The sequence below is a fragment of the Acinetobacter sp. LUNF3 genome, assembly GCF_022699605.1.
Classification (GTDB): Bacteria; Pseudomonadota; Gammaproteobacteria; order Pseudomonadales; family Moraxellaceae; genus Acinetobacter; species Acinetobacter johnsonii.
The window spans coordinates 1,891,433-1,906,352 of the sequence record NZ_CP093968.1 but is presented as its reverse complement, the minus strand read 5'-3'; the positions used below and the strand labels follow the sequence as shown (position 1 = coordinate 1,906,352).

The 14,920-nt window shown below is 42.1% G+C and carries 14 protein-coding genes; 11 read left to right on the top strand and 3 right to left on the bottom strand.

Annotation, left to right across the window (positions count from 1 at the left end; all coding sequences use genetic code 11):
• Positions 1 to 56: 56 nt before the first annotated feature.
• Positions 57 to 545 (top strand): transposase, encoded by a 489-nt coding sequence (locus MN200_RS09325; protein ID WP_058869464.1) that lies wholly within the window; start codon positions 57 to 59, stop codon positions 543 to 545.
• Here the strand turns inward: MN200_RS09325 and MN200_RS09320 are convergent.
• The gene (locus MN200_RS09320) at positions 526 to 1,161 is read right to left on the bottom strand and encodes a CerR family C-terminal domain-containing protein (protein WP_242759250.1); all 636 of its coding nucleotides are present in this window, start codon (positions 1,159 to 1,161) and stop codon (positions 526 to 528) included. The genes MN200_RS09325 and MN200_RS09320 overlap by 20 nt on opposite strands.
• A gap of 110 nt (positions 1,162 to 1,271) precedes the next feature.
• Here MN200_RS09320 and MN200_RS09315 point away from each other — a divergent pair, with 110 nt between their 5' ends.
• From MN200_RS09315 to MN200_RS09280, 8 genes are all read left to right on the top strand, one after another.
• Complete coding sequence (locus tag MN200_RS09315) at positions 1,272 to 2,294, top strand: HlyD family efflux transporter periplasmic adaptor subunit (RefSeq protein WP_058869466.1); 1,023 nt, start codon at positions 1,272 to 1,274, stop codon at positions 2,292 to 2,294.
• 17 nt (positions 2,295 to 2,311) lie between these two features.
• Positions 2,312 to 4,123 carry an ATP-binding cassette domain-containing protein gene (locus MN200_RS09310; RefSeq protein WP_242759248.1) on the top strand — a complete coding sequence of 604 codons (1,812 nt, stop codon included), beginning with the start codon at positions 2,312 to 2,314 and terminating at the stop codon, positions 4,121 to 4,123.
• Between the two features lie 10 nt (positions 4,124 to 4,133).
• On the top strand, positions 4,134 to 5,264 hold the full coding sequence (locus MN200_RS09305; RefSeq protein ID WP_242759245.1) for an ABC transporter permease: 1,131 nt from the start codon (positions 4,134 to 4,136) through the stop codon (positions 5,262 to 5,264).
• Between the two features lie 19 nt (positions 5,265 to 5,283).
• A complete protein-coding gene (locus tag MN200_RS09300) occupies positions 5,284 to 6,399 on the top strand; it encodes an ABC transporter permease (RefSeq protein ID WP_242759244.1) in 1,116 nt (371 codons plus the stop codon).
• Between the two features lie 174 nt (positions 6,400 to 6,573).
• Positions 6,574 to 7,218 (top strand): RluA family pseudouridine synthase, encoded by a 645-nt coding sequence (locus MN200_RS09295; protein WP_242759243.1) that lies wholly within the window; start codon positions 6,574 to 6,576, stop codon positions 7,216 to 7,218.
• A gap of 136 nt (positions 7,219 to 7,354) precedes the next feature.
• Complete coding sequence (gene rapA, locus MN200_RS09290) at positions 7,355 to 10,192, top strand: RNA polymerase-associated protein RapA (RefSeq protein ID WP_242759242.1); 2,838 nt, start codon at positions 7,355 to 7,357, stop codon at positions 10,190 to 10,192.
• A gap of 160 nt (positions 10,193 to 10,352) precedes the next feature.
• Positions 10,353 to 10,619 (top strand): PAAR domain-containing protein, encoded by a 267-nt coding sequence (locus tag MN200_RS09285; protein ID WP_005399638.1) that lies wholly within the window; start codon positions 10,353 to 10,355, stop codon positions 10,617 to 10,619.
• A gap of 137 nt (positions 10,620 to 10,756) precedes the next feature.
• On the top strand, positions 10,757 to 11,572 hold the full coding sequence (locus tag MN200_RS09280) for an alpha/beta hydrolase (protein ID WP_242759241.1): 816 nt from the start codon (positions 10,757 to 10,759) through the stop codon (positions 11,570 to 11,572).
• Between the two features lie 38 nt (positions 11,573 to 11,610).
• On the opposite strand, the gene fabR is transcribed toward MN200_RS09280, so the two are convergent.
• Positions 11,611 to 12,306, bottom strand: a complete 696-nt coding sequence (gene fabR / locus MN200_RS09275) for an HTH-type transcriptional repressor FabR (RefSeq protein ID WP_004693528.1) — start codon at positions 12,304 to 12,306, stop codon at positions 11,611 to 11,613.
• A 140-nt stretch (positions 12,307 to 12,446) separates the two neighbouring features.
• Here fabR and MN200_RS09270 point away from each other — a divergent pair, with 140 nt between their 5' ends.
• Together MN200_RS09270 and MN200_RS09265 are read left to right on the top strand one after the other, a co-directional pair.
• Positions 12,447 to 13,514, top strand: a complete 1,068-nt coding sequence (locus MN200_RS09270; RefSeq protein ID WP_058869472.1) for a ferredoxin reductase — start codon at positions 12,447 to 12,449, stop codon at positions 13,512 to 13,514.
• A gap of 14 nt (positions 13,515 to 13,528) precedes the next feature.
• Positions 13,529 to 14,623, top strand: a complete 1,095-nt coding sequence (locus MN200_RS09265; RefSeq protein ID WP_058869473.1) for an acyl-CoA desaturase — start codon at positions 13,529 to 13,531, stop codon at positions 14,621 to 14,623.
• A 36-nt stretch (positions 14,624 to 14,659) separates the two neighbouring features.
• On the opposite strand, the gene MN200_RS09260 is transcribed toward MN200_RS09265, so the two are convergent.
• Positions 14,660 to 14,860: a hypothetical protein gene (locus tag MN200_RS09260; protein ID WP_058869474.1), complete on the bottom strand. Its 201-nt coding sequence runs from the start codon at positions 14,858 to 14,860 to the stop codon at positions 14,660 to 14,662.
• Positions 14,861 to 14,920: the final 60 nt, after the last annotated feature.

Here is a 14,920-nt window from a genome sequence, read left to right as displayed (position 1 = left end):
CTGAATTTATAACACATTGGTTCTCAATACAAAATGTTATAAAACAAGGCTTCTCGATGGATCATATTACCGAATTATTTTGTATTTTGGACGATTTCTGCAAAACATTTAATGAATCTTTAGAAAAAGCTTTAATTTCTGATCAAAAATCCAAGCTGAAAAAGTCAGCCTTGAGCTTGTCTGAAGCAATGACCATTGTCATTTTATTTCATCAATCCGGTTTTAGATTCTTCAAATATTTTTATTGCCAAATGATCGTTCCATTCTGGAAATCTGCTTTTACTAAACTGCTTAGCTACAACCGATTTATTGAAATCATGCCCCGTTGTTTGCAAGCTCTGAGTAGTTTCTTCCACCAGGTGAAAGGAAAAGATACGGGAATCAGTATCATTGACTCCACTAAATTGGTAGTTTGCCATAATCTTCGGATTAAAAGGCATTGTGTATTTAAAGGCTTGGCCGGCCGTGGGAAAAGTAGTACGGGTTGGTTTTATGGTTTTAAATTACATAAGGACAGTTGGTTTATCAAAGATAAAGTTGTTTAGCGGCTTGTAAACCTGCGACTGAAAAGGTCATGAGATGTTTGACCAAAAGCGCAGGTTCAAGCTTGGAGACATTTTTAAGTGGGCTTGGCCCATTTGCATCTGCCAAAATCAGCATCATACAAGGCGCGACTGTGCTGAGTACACAAGGCAAAAGTACAGGGTGATTTTCATCAATGCCTGAAACTTGGCTAATAATTTTTTTGACCAAAAGAAACTTTCGCGCACCATCATTTTGCATAAACGTGTATAGGTGGGTGGTCGGTGAAAAAAGTTCACGAACAAACACCTTGCTATGCCAGACATCGGTTTCAACCAGCTTACCGATCAGGCTTTCAAAAAAAGCTTCCAGTTTTTCAGTAGGCGTTTTAGAGCTGTTAAGCAAGGTCAAGAGTTCTTGTTCATCAATATAATGCGTATGTGCTTCGGCAAGTACGGCACGATACAGACCATCACGACCATCGAAGTGATAGTTAATGGCAGCTAAATCGACTTCGGCCAGCTTGGCAATGGCTTTACTCGTGGTTTTTGCAAAACCATCCTGAGCAATTAGGCGGCCAGCAGCATCCAAAATTTTCGATTTGGTTAAATCACCATCGCTACGTCCAGCTCTAGACATAATTTACTCTGCATCAAAATTTAGACTTGAAGTATATCTTTCTTAATTGAATTGTTATAGTTTAAATTAAATTTAAACTTGTATTAAAACTAAGCGAAGGTTTGGTGTACATGAACAAAAGTAAGTTCATACTGCTGGTTGGGGTATTGCTGATTGCTGTAGCGGCTGCATTTTTGTGGTTCAGTCGAGACAAAGCCGATCCCGATCATCTGGTGCTATATGGCAATGTCGATATTCGACAAGTCTCGCTGGCATTTGAAACGGCTGGACGTATTCAAAGCTTGGCTGTTCAAGAAGGTGATCGCGTTCAAAAAGGTCAGGTTCTTGCCGAACTGAATACCGACTCGCTGACTATACAAGCACAGCAAGCCCAAGCACAGTTACAAGTTCAACAGCAAACCTTAAATGAACAAGCTGCGGGCAATCGACCTGAAGAGATTACCCAAGCGAAAGCGAAAGTACAGTCTGCCCAAGCCCAATTTGAAAATGCCGATAAACAATACCAGCGTTTAAATGTCTTAAATCGGAGTACTGCGGGTCAAGCGGTGAGTAAGCAAGAGGTTGATGCTGCAAAAAGCAATATGAAAATGGCGGAAGCGGCTGTAGGTGAAACCAAAGCCAACCTAGAGCTACTTTTGAAAGGTGCGCGCACAGAAGATCGTGAAGCGGCTAAAGCACAATATGAATCGACCAAGGCCAATCTTGATTTGATTGATTACCAAATTACTCAAAGTAAGCTGCTGGCACCTGTTAATGGCGTAATTCGTGCACGTTTACAAGAAGTCGGCGACATGACGACTTCAAACAAGTCCGTCTATACCATTGCTCTGATCCACCCTAAATGGGTGCGTGTTTATGCCAGTGAAATGGATCTTGGATATATCAACATGGGCGCAGCAGCACAAGTCATTCGTGACTCACAACCGAATCAGCCCATCACAGGAAAAATTGGTTATATCTCATCTGTGGCAGAATTTACCCCGAAAACGGTACAGACCCAAGATATTCGCACGACTTTGGTGTATGAAGTCCATATTTATGTCGATGACCCGAATGACCAACTAAAAATGGGACAGCCTGTGACAGTGAGCATAGCCAAATCATCGCGTCCAACTGCCATAAACAATCCTTAAGGCAGGGGAGTATGTCGATGTCAGTAGAGAGCATTGTAATTGCCACGGATTTAAACAAAACCTTTAAAACAGAACAAAAAGGTTTGGATGATGTGCAGGCTTTGCAAGGCATAAATATGCAGATCAAGGCAGGACAACTAACGGCTTTGGTTGGGCCTGATGGTGCAGGTAAAACTACATTTTTAAGATTGATCGCAGGTTTATATGAGCCAACTACTGGAAGCTTAAAAGTCTTAGGAATGGATGTCGCCAAAGATCCACAATCTGTGCAAGATCGTATCAGCTACATGCCGCAAAAGTTTGGTTTGTATGAAGACCTCAGTATTCAAGAAAATTTAGACTTGTATGCGGATTTGCATGGTGTGCCAATGAATGTTCGTAAGGAGCGTTTTGCACGTTTGCTCAAGATTACCGACTTAGCGCGCTTTACAGAGCGTCCCGCAGGAAAACTCTCTGGAGGTATGAAGCAGAAGTTAGGTTTGGCCTGCACTTTAGTCCGTTCACCTGAACTATTGCTGCTGGATGAACCAAGTGTCGGTGTCGATCCACTCTCGCGCCGTGATTTGTGGATCATCATTGAACAATTGGTGAGGGAGGAGAACTTGAGTGTCATTCTCAGTACGGCGTATATGGATGAAGCTGAGCGCTGTCATCAGGTTTATGTCATGTTGGATGGGCAAGTCTTAAAGCAAGGTACACCCGACGAGCTGACGGCTCAGGCACAGGGACAAACATGGCAAGTAAAACCCAGACCTGACATGAAGGCGCGGGTGTTACAAGCACATTTACTCGATAATCAATATTATATTGCCGATGCAGTTCCCAAAGGAGATGTAGTGCGTTTTATTACGCGAACTGAAAGCCCATCACTTCCAGCAGATCTCTTGCCCAAAGGCGTTGTTGCGGAACCGAGAGCAGCAGAGCTAGAAGATGCATTTATGTTGCTTTTACATGAGGCGAAACATATTCAAAAAACGGTATTGGCACAGGAAAATTTAGCTTTAGACCCTTCAATAACTTTGATAGAAAACTCTGATCCACCACAAGTGAAAACAGAGCAGAATGTAAAACAGCAGCTCGAAAACCCTGTGATTGTGGTGAAGGATTTGGTACGCACTTTTGGCGACTTTACCGCTGTAGCCAGTACCTCGTTTGATGTGTCTCGAGGCGAAATTTTTGGTTTACTGGGCCCCAATGGTGCAGGTAAGACCACGACGTTTCGTATGCTCTGTGGTTTACTGCCCGCCAGTAGTGGTGTGTTGGAAGTGGCAGGCATGAATTTGCGTACAGCTCGTGCGCAGGCAAGGGCAAAAATTGGTTATGTATCGCAGAAGTTTGCCCTGTATGGCAATTTGAGTGTGCTGGATAATTTAAAGTTTTTTGGTGGGGCGTATGGCTTATCAGGCAAACAGTTAAAGCAACAAATTGATAAAGCATTGCTTCAATTTGAACTTAAGCCACATGCTAAAAGCGGTGATCTACCAAATGGTTTTAAACAGCGTTTGTCGATGGCAGCAGCACTGTTACATCAGCCTGAAATTGTATTTTTAGATGAACCGACCAGTGGTATTGATCCATTAGCAAGGCGCTCTTTTTGGTACACCATTGGAGAGTTGGCGAACCAAGGCATGACCATAATTGTGACCACACACTTCATGGAAGAAGCTGAATATTGTGATCGGATTGCGATTCAAGATGCAGGGAAGTTGCTGGCGATTGGCACACCTCAACAGATTCGTGGGATGGCACAGTTAGAGGGTGTAAACGATATGAATAGCGCTTTTATTGCCATCGTTGAACAGTCCCGTGCGGACATGCAGGTTAACTGAGGAGCGTCAGATGAATCATTTCTCAGCTTTCTGGACACGACTGTTTGCCTTGACACGTAAAGAATCCAAACAACTGCTTCGTGATAAAAGCAGTATGGCGATCGGTTTCATACTACCGATTATTTTAATTTTGTTGTTTGGTTATGGACTGTCTTTCGATTTAACCAACGGACGCGTCGGGGTGGTGGAGCAACAGCCCACGCCACAGAGTCAGCAACTGATGAGTGGGCTAAACGGCTCTAAATACATTACCGTCAAGCACTATCCAAGCTTTAGTCAAGCTGAAGCTGCAATAGGCAATGCTGAAATTGATGCCATCGTCAATATACCCAGCAACTTTGCGGAGCAATATGCAAAGGGAGTGGGTGCTGTTCAGGTCATTACCAATGGCCGTTCGACCAGTATTGCTTCGGCTTTGCAGGGTTATATTACCAGTGCGTTCAATACCGCCAGCTTGATAAAAGCAGACCGAACCAATGCAGCTTCGGTGGGTGGCATTATCACGGTTGAACAACGTATGTGGTTTAACGAGTCTGCAAATAGCACATGGTTTTTAGTGCCGGGTTTAATTGTCCTAATTTTGACCTTGGTAGGCGCATTTTTAACAGGTTTGCTGATTGCACGTGAGCGCGAGCGTGGCACTTTAGAGGCATTATATGTTACGCCCGTACGTCCTCTAGAAATTGTACTTTCAAAACTGGCGCCCTATATCGTGATTGGGATGATTGATATTGTGATGTGCTTAGTTGCAGCACATGTTTTATTTGATGTACCCATCCGCGCATCGCTGTTCTCTGTTATGAGTGCCTCTTTTTTATATTTAATGGTGTCGTTACTGTTGGGGCTGATGATTTCAGGCCTATCAAAAAGTCAGTTTCAAGCCAGTCAAATGGCACTACTGGCCAGCTTCATGCCCGCTTTGATGCTTTCAGGTTTTGTGTTTGATACACGAAACTTACCGCTAATTGTGCAAATCATCAGCAATGTTTTACCGGCAACGCACTATATGACTTTGATTAAAACGCTATTACTCGGTGGTGATGATTGGTCTTTATGGTTCAAAGAATGTGGCATTTTACTGATTTATATCGTGCTATTCACAGTAATGACCGCGCGTACACTGAAAAAGCGCTTGGGCTAACGAAAGGAAGAATGGTGTTATGACAACGTTAATGCGCTGGTTTCGTTATCTTTGGGTACTAATTCGAAAAGAGTTTTTAGCTATTTTAGTCGATCCAGCCAATCGAGTGACCTTAATCGCGCCTGTATTTATTCAAGCGGTCTTGTTTGGTTATGCCGCAAGTTATGATGTGAATCATGTTGATTATGCTGTACTGGATCAAAGTCGAAGCCAAAGCTCACAACAAGTTTTAGCACATTTAGATGGTTCAGGAATTTTTAAACGAACAGCAGATTTGCAAAATAATCAACAAATCCAACAGGTGATTAATGATCGAACAGCCTTGGCGGTCATCACCATTCCTGCTGATTTTGAAGATAAGCTCAATAGTCAAGAGGCTTCGCCGATTCAAGTGATTCTAGATGGGGGAAACTCATCAACCGCAAGTATGGCGGGTTCTTACATCAGCAATGTAGTAGGGCAGGTCAATCAAGAACGTTTGGGAATCAACTCCGCGATCACGGTACAAGCGCGGACATGGTATAACCCGAATGTCGAGTCGAGATGGGGCATCATGCCATCTCTGATTGCAACTTTAAGTATGATGCAGACACTGTTACTTTCGGCACTTTCAGTAGCACGCGAGCGTGAACAAGGGACTTTTGATCAGCTCTTAGTTACACCCTATACCCCGACGCAGATTATGATTAGTAAGGCCATTCCACCGATTATTATTGGGGTTATTCAATCTTCCATTATTTTGGCGATTATTCTGTTCTGGTTCCAGATCCCGATGAATGGCTCCTTGACCTTACTTTATTTTGGATTATTTGCCTTTAATAGTGCCGTTGTGGGTGTGGGACTGTCGATTTCAGCAATTGCACTGAATATGCAACAAGCCATGCTGTATACTTTCTTTTTGATCATGCCTTTGACACTTTTATCTGGTTTACTAACTCCTGTGCAAAATATGCCTGAAGTATTGAATTGGCTGACTTATGCCAACCCGTTACGCTTTGGCATAGACTTGGTACAACGGGTGTATTTGGAAGGTGCGAGTTTTGCGCAAGTGAAATGGGACTTTGTACCGATGTTAATATTAGCCGTAATTACCTTGCCTTTGGCTGCGTGGTTATTTCGAAATCGTTTGTCATAATAGAGTGATATCTTGATGTATCGCTTATGGATACAGACTGTGATTCGGCGTTTGACGTTAAATAATGCAATCAATATCGGTTCATGATTAAAAAAAACGATTTTTGCATTGTATTTCTAGCTTAAGCTTTTTATTATTGCCCGCTTGTTTTCGCGATCAGCTTGGAATGGAACCTTGAGTAATTTTCTAACCGAACACCTGATTCATCGAGATGAAGACTTTATGGTCATCCATAAGCCTGCAGGTATACTCACCGTTCCGGGGAAGACAGAAGACTTACAAGATTGTATGATCAATCGTTTAGTCAAACTAGAACCTAAAACACTACTGATCCACCGTCTTGATCGTGATACCTCAGGTATCTTGGTTTTTGGTCTCAGCCGTTGGGGACAAAAATCCATTTCTCGTCAGTTTCAAGAACGCCAAACCGATAAAACCTATCAAGCGATTGTGGCTGGTCATTTAGAGGGTCAGGGCACTGTTGATGTGCCTGTGATTTATGATCCATCCCGTCCACCGTTACATATTGCAGAGCCCAGTCATAACAAGCCTGCTGTGACGGAGTGGAAAGCCATTGAACACTTTGAAATAAAGGGTCAGCCAGTGACTCGTGTGGCGCTCACCCCTATTACAGGGCGTTCGCATCAACTTCGTGTACATATGCAGTTTTTAGGTCATCCTATCGTGGGAGATACGCTTTATGCTGCGCCTGACCAGCAAGATTTGATGCCGCGTTTGTGTTTACACGCAGAGCGTTTGAGTTTTCATCATCCCCAAACCGATGAACGTATCGAATTTATTTGTCCAGTACCATTTTAAGTACGTGGAATCATCAAATTTGCTCACTTTTTTAGTGAGCTTTATGTCAAAATATATTGCTTAAAGGTGTATAATTTTGCTCAAATATCAAACAATGTTTGAGCATTAAATTTGCAGTCCTAACTTGTAGATAAAGGTGGAAAAATTGCAGCAGTTTGCTATTGGTCAACGTTGGTTATCAGATACAGAAACGGAACTAGGTCTAGGAGTTCTTATTGATGTAGATGAGCGATCTGTCAGCATCTTATTCCCTAAAAGTGATGAAACACGTGTTTATGCACGGAATAATGCACCTTTATCACGTATCATTTTTAACGTGAACGATGAATTACAAGATCAAGAAGGCACCAAGTGGACGGTTGAATCACATGAAGACCGTCATGGTGTGGTGCGTTATAACGTTGTTCGTCGCTTAGAAGATGGCACGGAAGAACATAAATCACTGAATGAGACTCGCATTGGCGCTCAAATTCAGTTGTCTAAACCGCTTGATCGCTTATTGGCAAGTCAAATTGACTATAAAGAATGGTACGACTTACGTATTGAAGCGATGCTGATGCAAGCCAATATGAAGTCGAGCCCTTTACGCGGTATGGTCGGTTCACGTGTCGGTCTGATTCCTCATCAGTTGTATATTGCACACGAAGTAGGTCAGCGTTTTGCTCCCCGTGTTCTTTTAGCCGATGAAGTGGGCTTAGGTAAAACCATTGAAGCTGGATTAATTATCCATCAACAGCTTAAAACGGGCCGTTCAGAACGTATCCTAATTTTGGTGCCCGATTCACTGCAATATCAGTGGATGATTGAAATGCGTCGTCGTTTCAATTTGAACTTCTCATTATTTGATTTAACCCGTACGGCTTCAATCAAAGAACATGATCCTGAACTGAATCCATTCCTGACTGAACAATGCATTATTGCGTCAATTGATTTGATGATTGATCATGATGACTTGCGTGAACAAGCCCTAGAAGCTGGTTTCGATCTATTGGTGGTCGATGAAGCACATCACTTGATGTGGAATGAAGAAGACGGTGGCAATGACCGCTATGACTTGATCGAAGAGTTAGCAGAAAAAACTCCGGGTGTTTTACTGTTAACGGCAACTCCAGAACAGCTGGGTGTGGAAAGTCACTTTGCACGTTTACGTTTACTTGACCCACAGCGTTTTAGTTCGCTGGATCGTTTCTTGGATGAAGAAACCCAGTATCAACAAACTGCAAAAATTGCTGAAGTACTGATGGCAGATATGCCACTTGAAGAAGGGCATTTAGCTACATTAGAAGGTTTGCTAGGACATCGTATTGAAGATGCACCCGAACAACGTTTCCGTGCCATTCATGAGCTTTTAGACCGTCATGGTACAGGGCGTATTTTGTTCCGTAACACCCGTGAAGCCATTCAAGGCTTCCCAGGTCGTGACTGTCAGCCTGCACCTTTGCCTGCACCAGAAAACTGGTCTAAAGACGGTAAATTGCGTGAACAAATGTGGCCAGAAGAAGCGCAGCTTGACGGTGCGTGGATGGAAGCTGACCCGCGTGTCATGTGGCTCATGGAAAAACTACGTACAGACTTAAAACACAAAAAAGTGTTGCTTATTGCACGTACTGGTCCCGTGGTTGAAGCACTTGAAAACGTACTCCGTTTACATGCGGGTATTCGTACTGCAATGTTCCATGAAGGCATGAGTTTACTTGAGCGTGACCAAGCGTCAGCTTACTTTGCTGAAGAATCTTATGGTGCACAAATTTTACTGTGCTCTGAAATTGGTTCTGAAGGTCGTAACTTCCAGTTTGCATCAGATCTGATTTTATTTGATTTGCCTGCAAACCCAGATGTACTTGAACAACGTATTGGCCGTTTAGACCGTATTGGTCAAGAAAATCGGATTCAAATTCATGTGCCGTATTTGATTGGTACAGCGCAAGAACGTATGTTCCGTTGGTATAACGAAGCATTAAATATTTTTAGTAATATCTCGCCAACTGCGCAAACTTTACAAGAAAACTTTATTGTTGAATTGAAAGATTGTTTACTGACAGATCAAGGTCAGCAGTTAGATGACTTACTCGAAGCAGTTAGCGTGCAACGCGAAGCCTTAGAAGCAGAGTTACAATCAGGTCGCGACCGTTTGCTTGAATACAACTCTTGTCGTCCAATTGTGGCGCAAGAAATTGTACAAGCGCTTGAGTCTTATGATGACAACACTACTTTGCCAATGTTTATGAAGCGCTTTATGGCGTCGACAAATATTGATTTTGACGAACAAAGCAACGGTACAGTCATCATTAAACCAACCGATCAAATGCAAGTTCAAGGTTTAACCTTGGATGAAGAAGGTATGACTGCGACCTTCTACCGCGATCAAGCTCAGATACGTGAAGATGCTCAGTATTTAACTCTTGAACATCCATTTACTGAAAGCGTAATGGAAATGATCAATACTCAAGGTTTTGGTAGTACCAACGTTGCAGTGTTGAAGTCAGCGGCTTTACCACAAGGTTCTGTGTTGTTAGAAGTGTGGTTTAAGGTCGATGTGGTTGCACCGAAAGCATTGAATTTGCCTTCAAGCTTACCGCAGCAGCTGGTTCGCGTTTTGTTGAGTGAAAAGGGTCAAGACCTGTCGCAGAAAATTGCACCTGAAATTTTAAAACCGTACTTGCATCATTTGGATGGTAATAGCTGTCGTCAAGTTGTGAAAGCACGCCGTGAAGTGATTGAACAGCGTTATGTACAAGCATTAGAGCTTGCACGTGCGGCTTTACCAAGCTTTGTGCAACAGGCGAAAGAAGTCTACGGTAGCAAGTGGCAGTATGAAATTGACCGCCTGTCTTATTTAAAGCAGTTTAATCCGAGTATTCGTGAAGATGAAATTTCGCGCCTACAAAAACTGCAAAAAGAAGGTCTTGGTTTGCTCGATGGCCTATCGGTCACACCAGAAGCAATTCAAGTGATGGTTGTGGTTAAACCATAATTCGAATCGCTGTATGAAAAGCACCTTTGGGTGCTTTTTTAATGGATCCTTAAAAAAGAGATGTCTAAGTTGTATTTGAAAAGTAATTCATTGAAATTTTAAGCGCTTGCTTATGCTAGAATTTTCGCCATTAAAACTCTAATGTATCGAACAATAAATTATGTCTAAAGCTCTAGTAACAATGGGTTCAAAAACAACACATGGTGGCATCGTCACTGAGTGTGAAAACAGTTTTGTGATCAATGGTATTGCTGTGCATTTAAATGGAATGAAGCACTTTTGTCCAAAGTGTCGAATGGTGGTTTCTGCGATTGCAGCAGATCAGAGTACAACGGTCTTGGGACGTGCTGTGGTGATTGCAGGAGACAAAACCAACTGTGGCGCTACTTTTTTAGGCAATCAGAACTTAACTGTTTCTGCAAAGTGATCTCAGATCTATCCCAGAATATTTTTATAAATTGGCCGAAGTGATCAAAGTTCATGACTTAGGATTCATCCTGCGCCATTTCGTTTAGATTGAAAAACGATTATGGTAAAGATGCTATAAAAATAGATTTGAATGACATGAGCAAACCAGCCTTACACTTTACCCATGCAAATGGCATTCCCTCGGGCAGCTATCAAAAATTTTTCCAATTTTTAAATCAAGATTTTGATGTCAAAGCAATTCCGATGATTGGTCTAGATCCGCACTATCCTGTGGAATATCGCTGGGAAGCGTTGGTCGATCAAGTTATTTCGGATATTGAACAGCAGTTTCCACGGCAACAAGTGATTGGTTTAGGGCATTCTTTTGGCTCTTTACTCACACTTATGGCGGCCTATAAAAAACCACAGTTGTTTTCGCAAGTGATTATCATGGACCCACCGTTTGTGATTGGTTCAAAAGCCTTTTTATTTGAAGCGTTACAAAAGCTGGGATCGAAGTCCATTGAAAAACTCACCCCAGCTGCGGTGACCGTCAAACGTCGTGATCATTGGGAAAGTATTGAGCAGGCCAGTCAGGCGCTCAGACCGAATCGTATTTTTAAAGACTTTGATGAACAGTGTTTTGCGGACTTTATAGCGTGTGGTCTAAAAAGTGATCCGACTCGAAATGGGGTGACGCTAACCATTCCCAAACATACTGAAGCAGAGATCTTCAGGACTGTGCCTGCATGGTGGTGGCGTACCCCACGCAAAGCACCTGATATGCCGATTCATGTGTTGACTGCAAAAGATAGCCATTTCTATAAGCAAGGTTTGCCCCAAGGGATGAAAAAAACCTATGCGATTGACTATAGTGTGCTTGACGGCGGGCATATGTTTCCACTGGAACAACCGAAACAGACCGCTGAATTTGTGCAACAGCTCATTGAAAAACAACGACGAAACAAATAATACGCTATTTCAGCGAATCTGTTGGGTGTAATCACAGATTAGCGAATCATCGCTTCATCTAAATGGCGTGAACCTTCCAAAATCATGCGAATCATGATCATGGTTTGTTCAGCCATTTTTTTACGCTCTACACTTGGCATATCAATCACTTTGGCACCCATATTGAAGACCAATTGGGTGATTGCCATGGACACCAATTCAGGGTGGAAGAGTTTGCTATTATTTAAGCGTTCTAAACGAATTAAATCGTCTTTGAGTTCTTGTTGGAAATAATTCAACTGTCTTTCGACCGCATTTTTATAAGATGCGGAACCCGTATATGCTTCGCGTAATAGCAGGCTTAAGTTGCCGTCATCAGCATCAAGTTGTTCAATAAAAACTTCGACTGAGCTACGAATAATACTTTCTTGGCGAATGGCCTTAATCCGTGCTTCATGCAAAATTTGGCGTAGCACAACACCTGCACGTTCAATCAACTCGATAGCCAGTTCATCGGTATCTTTAAAATGACGATAAAAACTATTCGGTGCAATGCCTGCTTCACGTGCGACTTCACGCAAGCTTAGGGATGCAATACTTTTTTCAGGACCAATCAAATTTAAAGCAGCTTGAAACAGTTCATCTTTTGTAATCGTTGCTTTTCGACCAACACTACGTGCAAGCACTGGTGCATGTTTTTTTGAAGCTTCATGCTCTGTGTTGGTTGTATGGGTTTGAATGGTGGTCGGTGTCATATTTATCAAGCAATTAAATCAATCGGTTCATTATAGCCCCACTGGTCGGCATTGTGAAACGAAACGAAACAATCAGAGTATATATACAAATATATATACATGTGTATAATAATTCAAAATCTATGGCGTGGTCCTTTACTATGCAGATCCTTGAAAAAACTAAATCTCCTTTAACTGAGTATGCTGAGAGTGTTATAGACCGATACACTGCTAACTTTTGGCTTCAAAAAATCAACCCACTTTGGTCGATACACCAAGCTTTAGGTAAAGTGGTAAAAAAAGAGCAAGTTGCACACGATATGGTGAGCTTGACGCTGCAAACCAACCGTCACTTTCAAATGGGGCAAGCGGGACAGCACCATCCTGTATATGTCGTGGTTCAAGGCGTACGTTATGAACGTACCTATAGTTTGACCCAGATTGATGCGCAACATGTCTTACTGAATGTGAAAAAAGTAGACCAAGGCAAAGCAAGTCATTGGTTATGTGAGCAGGCTCAAATCGGCGATGTTTTAGAATTCGGCCAGCCTTATGGCGATATGCAATTGACTGTAAATGATCAACAGTTAATTTTACTCGCTGCGGGCAGTGGTATTACCCCCATGCTGAGTTTACTGAAACGTTTAGAAAAGACCGCTAAGCTTAAAAAGCAGCCTGTACATTTGATGTATTGGGTGAAAAAGCATACTGATGCTGCATTCAAAGTATATTTTGAGCAGTTGGCAACACAATATTCAAACTTCACATTTAGCATGTTTTATACCCAAGAGTCAGATGAAGGTGAGCGTTTAAATCAAAACCATGTGTCTGGACTGGATCAGATTGAAAAGGCAACGGTATATGCATGCGGCCCTTCAGGGTTTGTGGCTACGGTTGAGCAGCTTTTCGCTCATGCCAACACCTTAAAAACTGAAGCGTTTAGCATGAGCCCCTTTGCAAATGATGATGTTGGTTTTGTGAATATTACCTTAACAAAGTCGAAGAAGATTTTAAGCATTCCAAAAGGTCAATCCATTCTTGCAAGTTTGGAACAGCAAAATGTGAAGCCTCAACATGGCTGCCGTATGGGAATCTGTAATAAATGTGCCTGTAACAAAGTCGAAGGTTCGACTAAAAACTTGGTTAATGGTGCACAAAATTCTGAGCCTGGAAATTTTCTAAAAATTTGTGTTAATACGGCACAAACCGATCTTGTTGTTGATTTATAAGGAGAATAAATACAATGAATATGCCTGTTAAAGTTGAATATTTTAAAAACCCGAAGAATCGTGAGTTAACGACATCTGAGTTAGATGAACTTGCACGTGAGCTAGATGCCATTAAACAAGAAGTACTGGATGATATTGGCGAGAAAGATGCGCAATATATTCGTCGTGTCTATGCAGCGGTGCGTTATGCATCTATTGCAGGTCGTGTATGTTTGTTTGCCGGTTGGTTCCCACCTGCATGGGTGTTGGGCACGGGCTTGCTGAGTTTTGCCAAGATTATGGAAAACATGGAATTAGGTCATAACGTGATGCACGGTCAATATGACTGGATGAATGACCCTAAGTTTAATGGGCAAAACTATGAGTGGGACATCGTAGGTACAGCAGATAACTGGCGTCAGACCCATAACTACAAGCATCATACCTATACCAATATTAAAGGGATGGATGATGACATTGGCTATGGTCTGCTTCGATTATTCCCTGAACAACGTTGGAAACCGGGCTTTTTATTACAACCGATTTATAGCATTCCATTTTGTTTGTTGTTCCAATGGGGCGTTGCGATCCAAAACTTGGAATTAGGCAAATATTTCAAGGGGCGTAAAAGCAAAGCGCAGACTTTAGCTGAATGGAAACCTATGCAGCGCAAAATTGGTAAACAATTGTTTAAAGATTATGTGTTTTTCCCACTTATTGCAGGACCTGCGGCATTGCCTGTGTTTACAGGGAATTTGGTTGCAAATGGTATCCGTAATATGTGGACATTTAGTGTGATTTTCTGTGGTCACTTCACCAAAGATGTCGAAGTTTTTCCGAAAAAAGTACTGGAAAATGAAAGCCGTGGTCACTGGTACATGCGCCAAATTCGTGGTTCGTCGAATTTAACTGGTTCAGAAGCATTCCATATTTTGACGGGGCACTTAAGTCATCAAATTGAGCATCACTTATACCCAGACGTACCCGCGCGTCGTTACCGTAAAATGGCGCCGAAAGTACAAGCGGTTTGTGAAAAGTATGGCATTAACTATAACAATGCCAGTTTAGTCAAACAGTATGGTAGCGTCATCAAACGTATTGTGAAATATGCGTTTCCCTTTAAAAAGTAAGTAAAAAAGCCACTTCATTTGAAGTGGCTTTTTTTGTTATTTACTAAATTGACGTAATGTCTTTACCAGATGATGATAATCACCTTGTTTGGCGATATTGAGCACATGTTCGATTTCGTGTTTTAACCATTTTTGTTTTGAAGCATTAAAAGCGAACTGCGCCAATAATACAAAGGGGCTTTCACCGAATTTGATCGAAAGACCTTTGACATACTTGGGTGGAGATAACGGTTCCATACTGATGCCTTTTTATAATTTAAGTGGAATGGTTCTCAAAATATTTTTATTAGGCAAAAT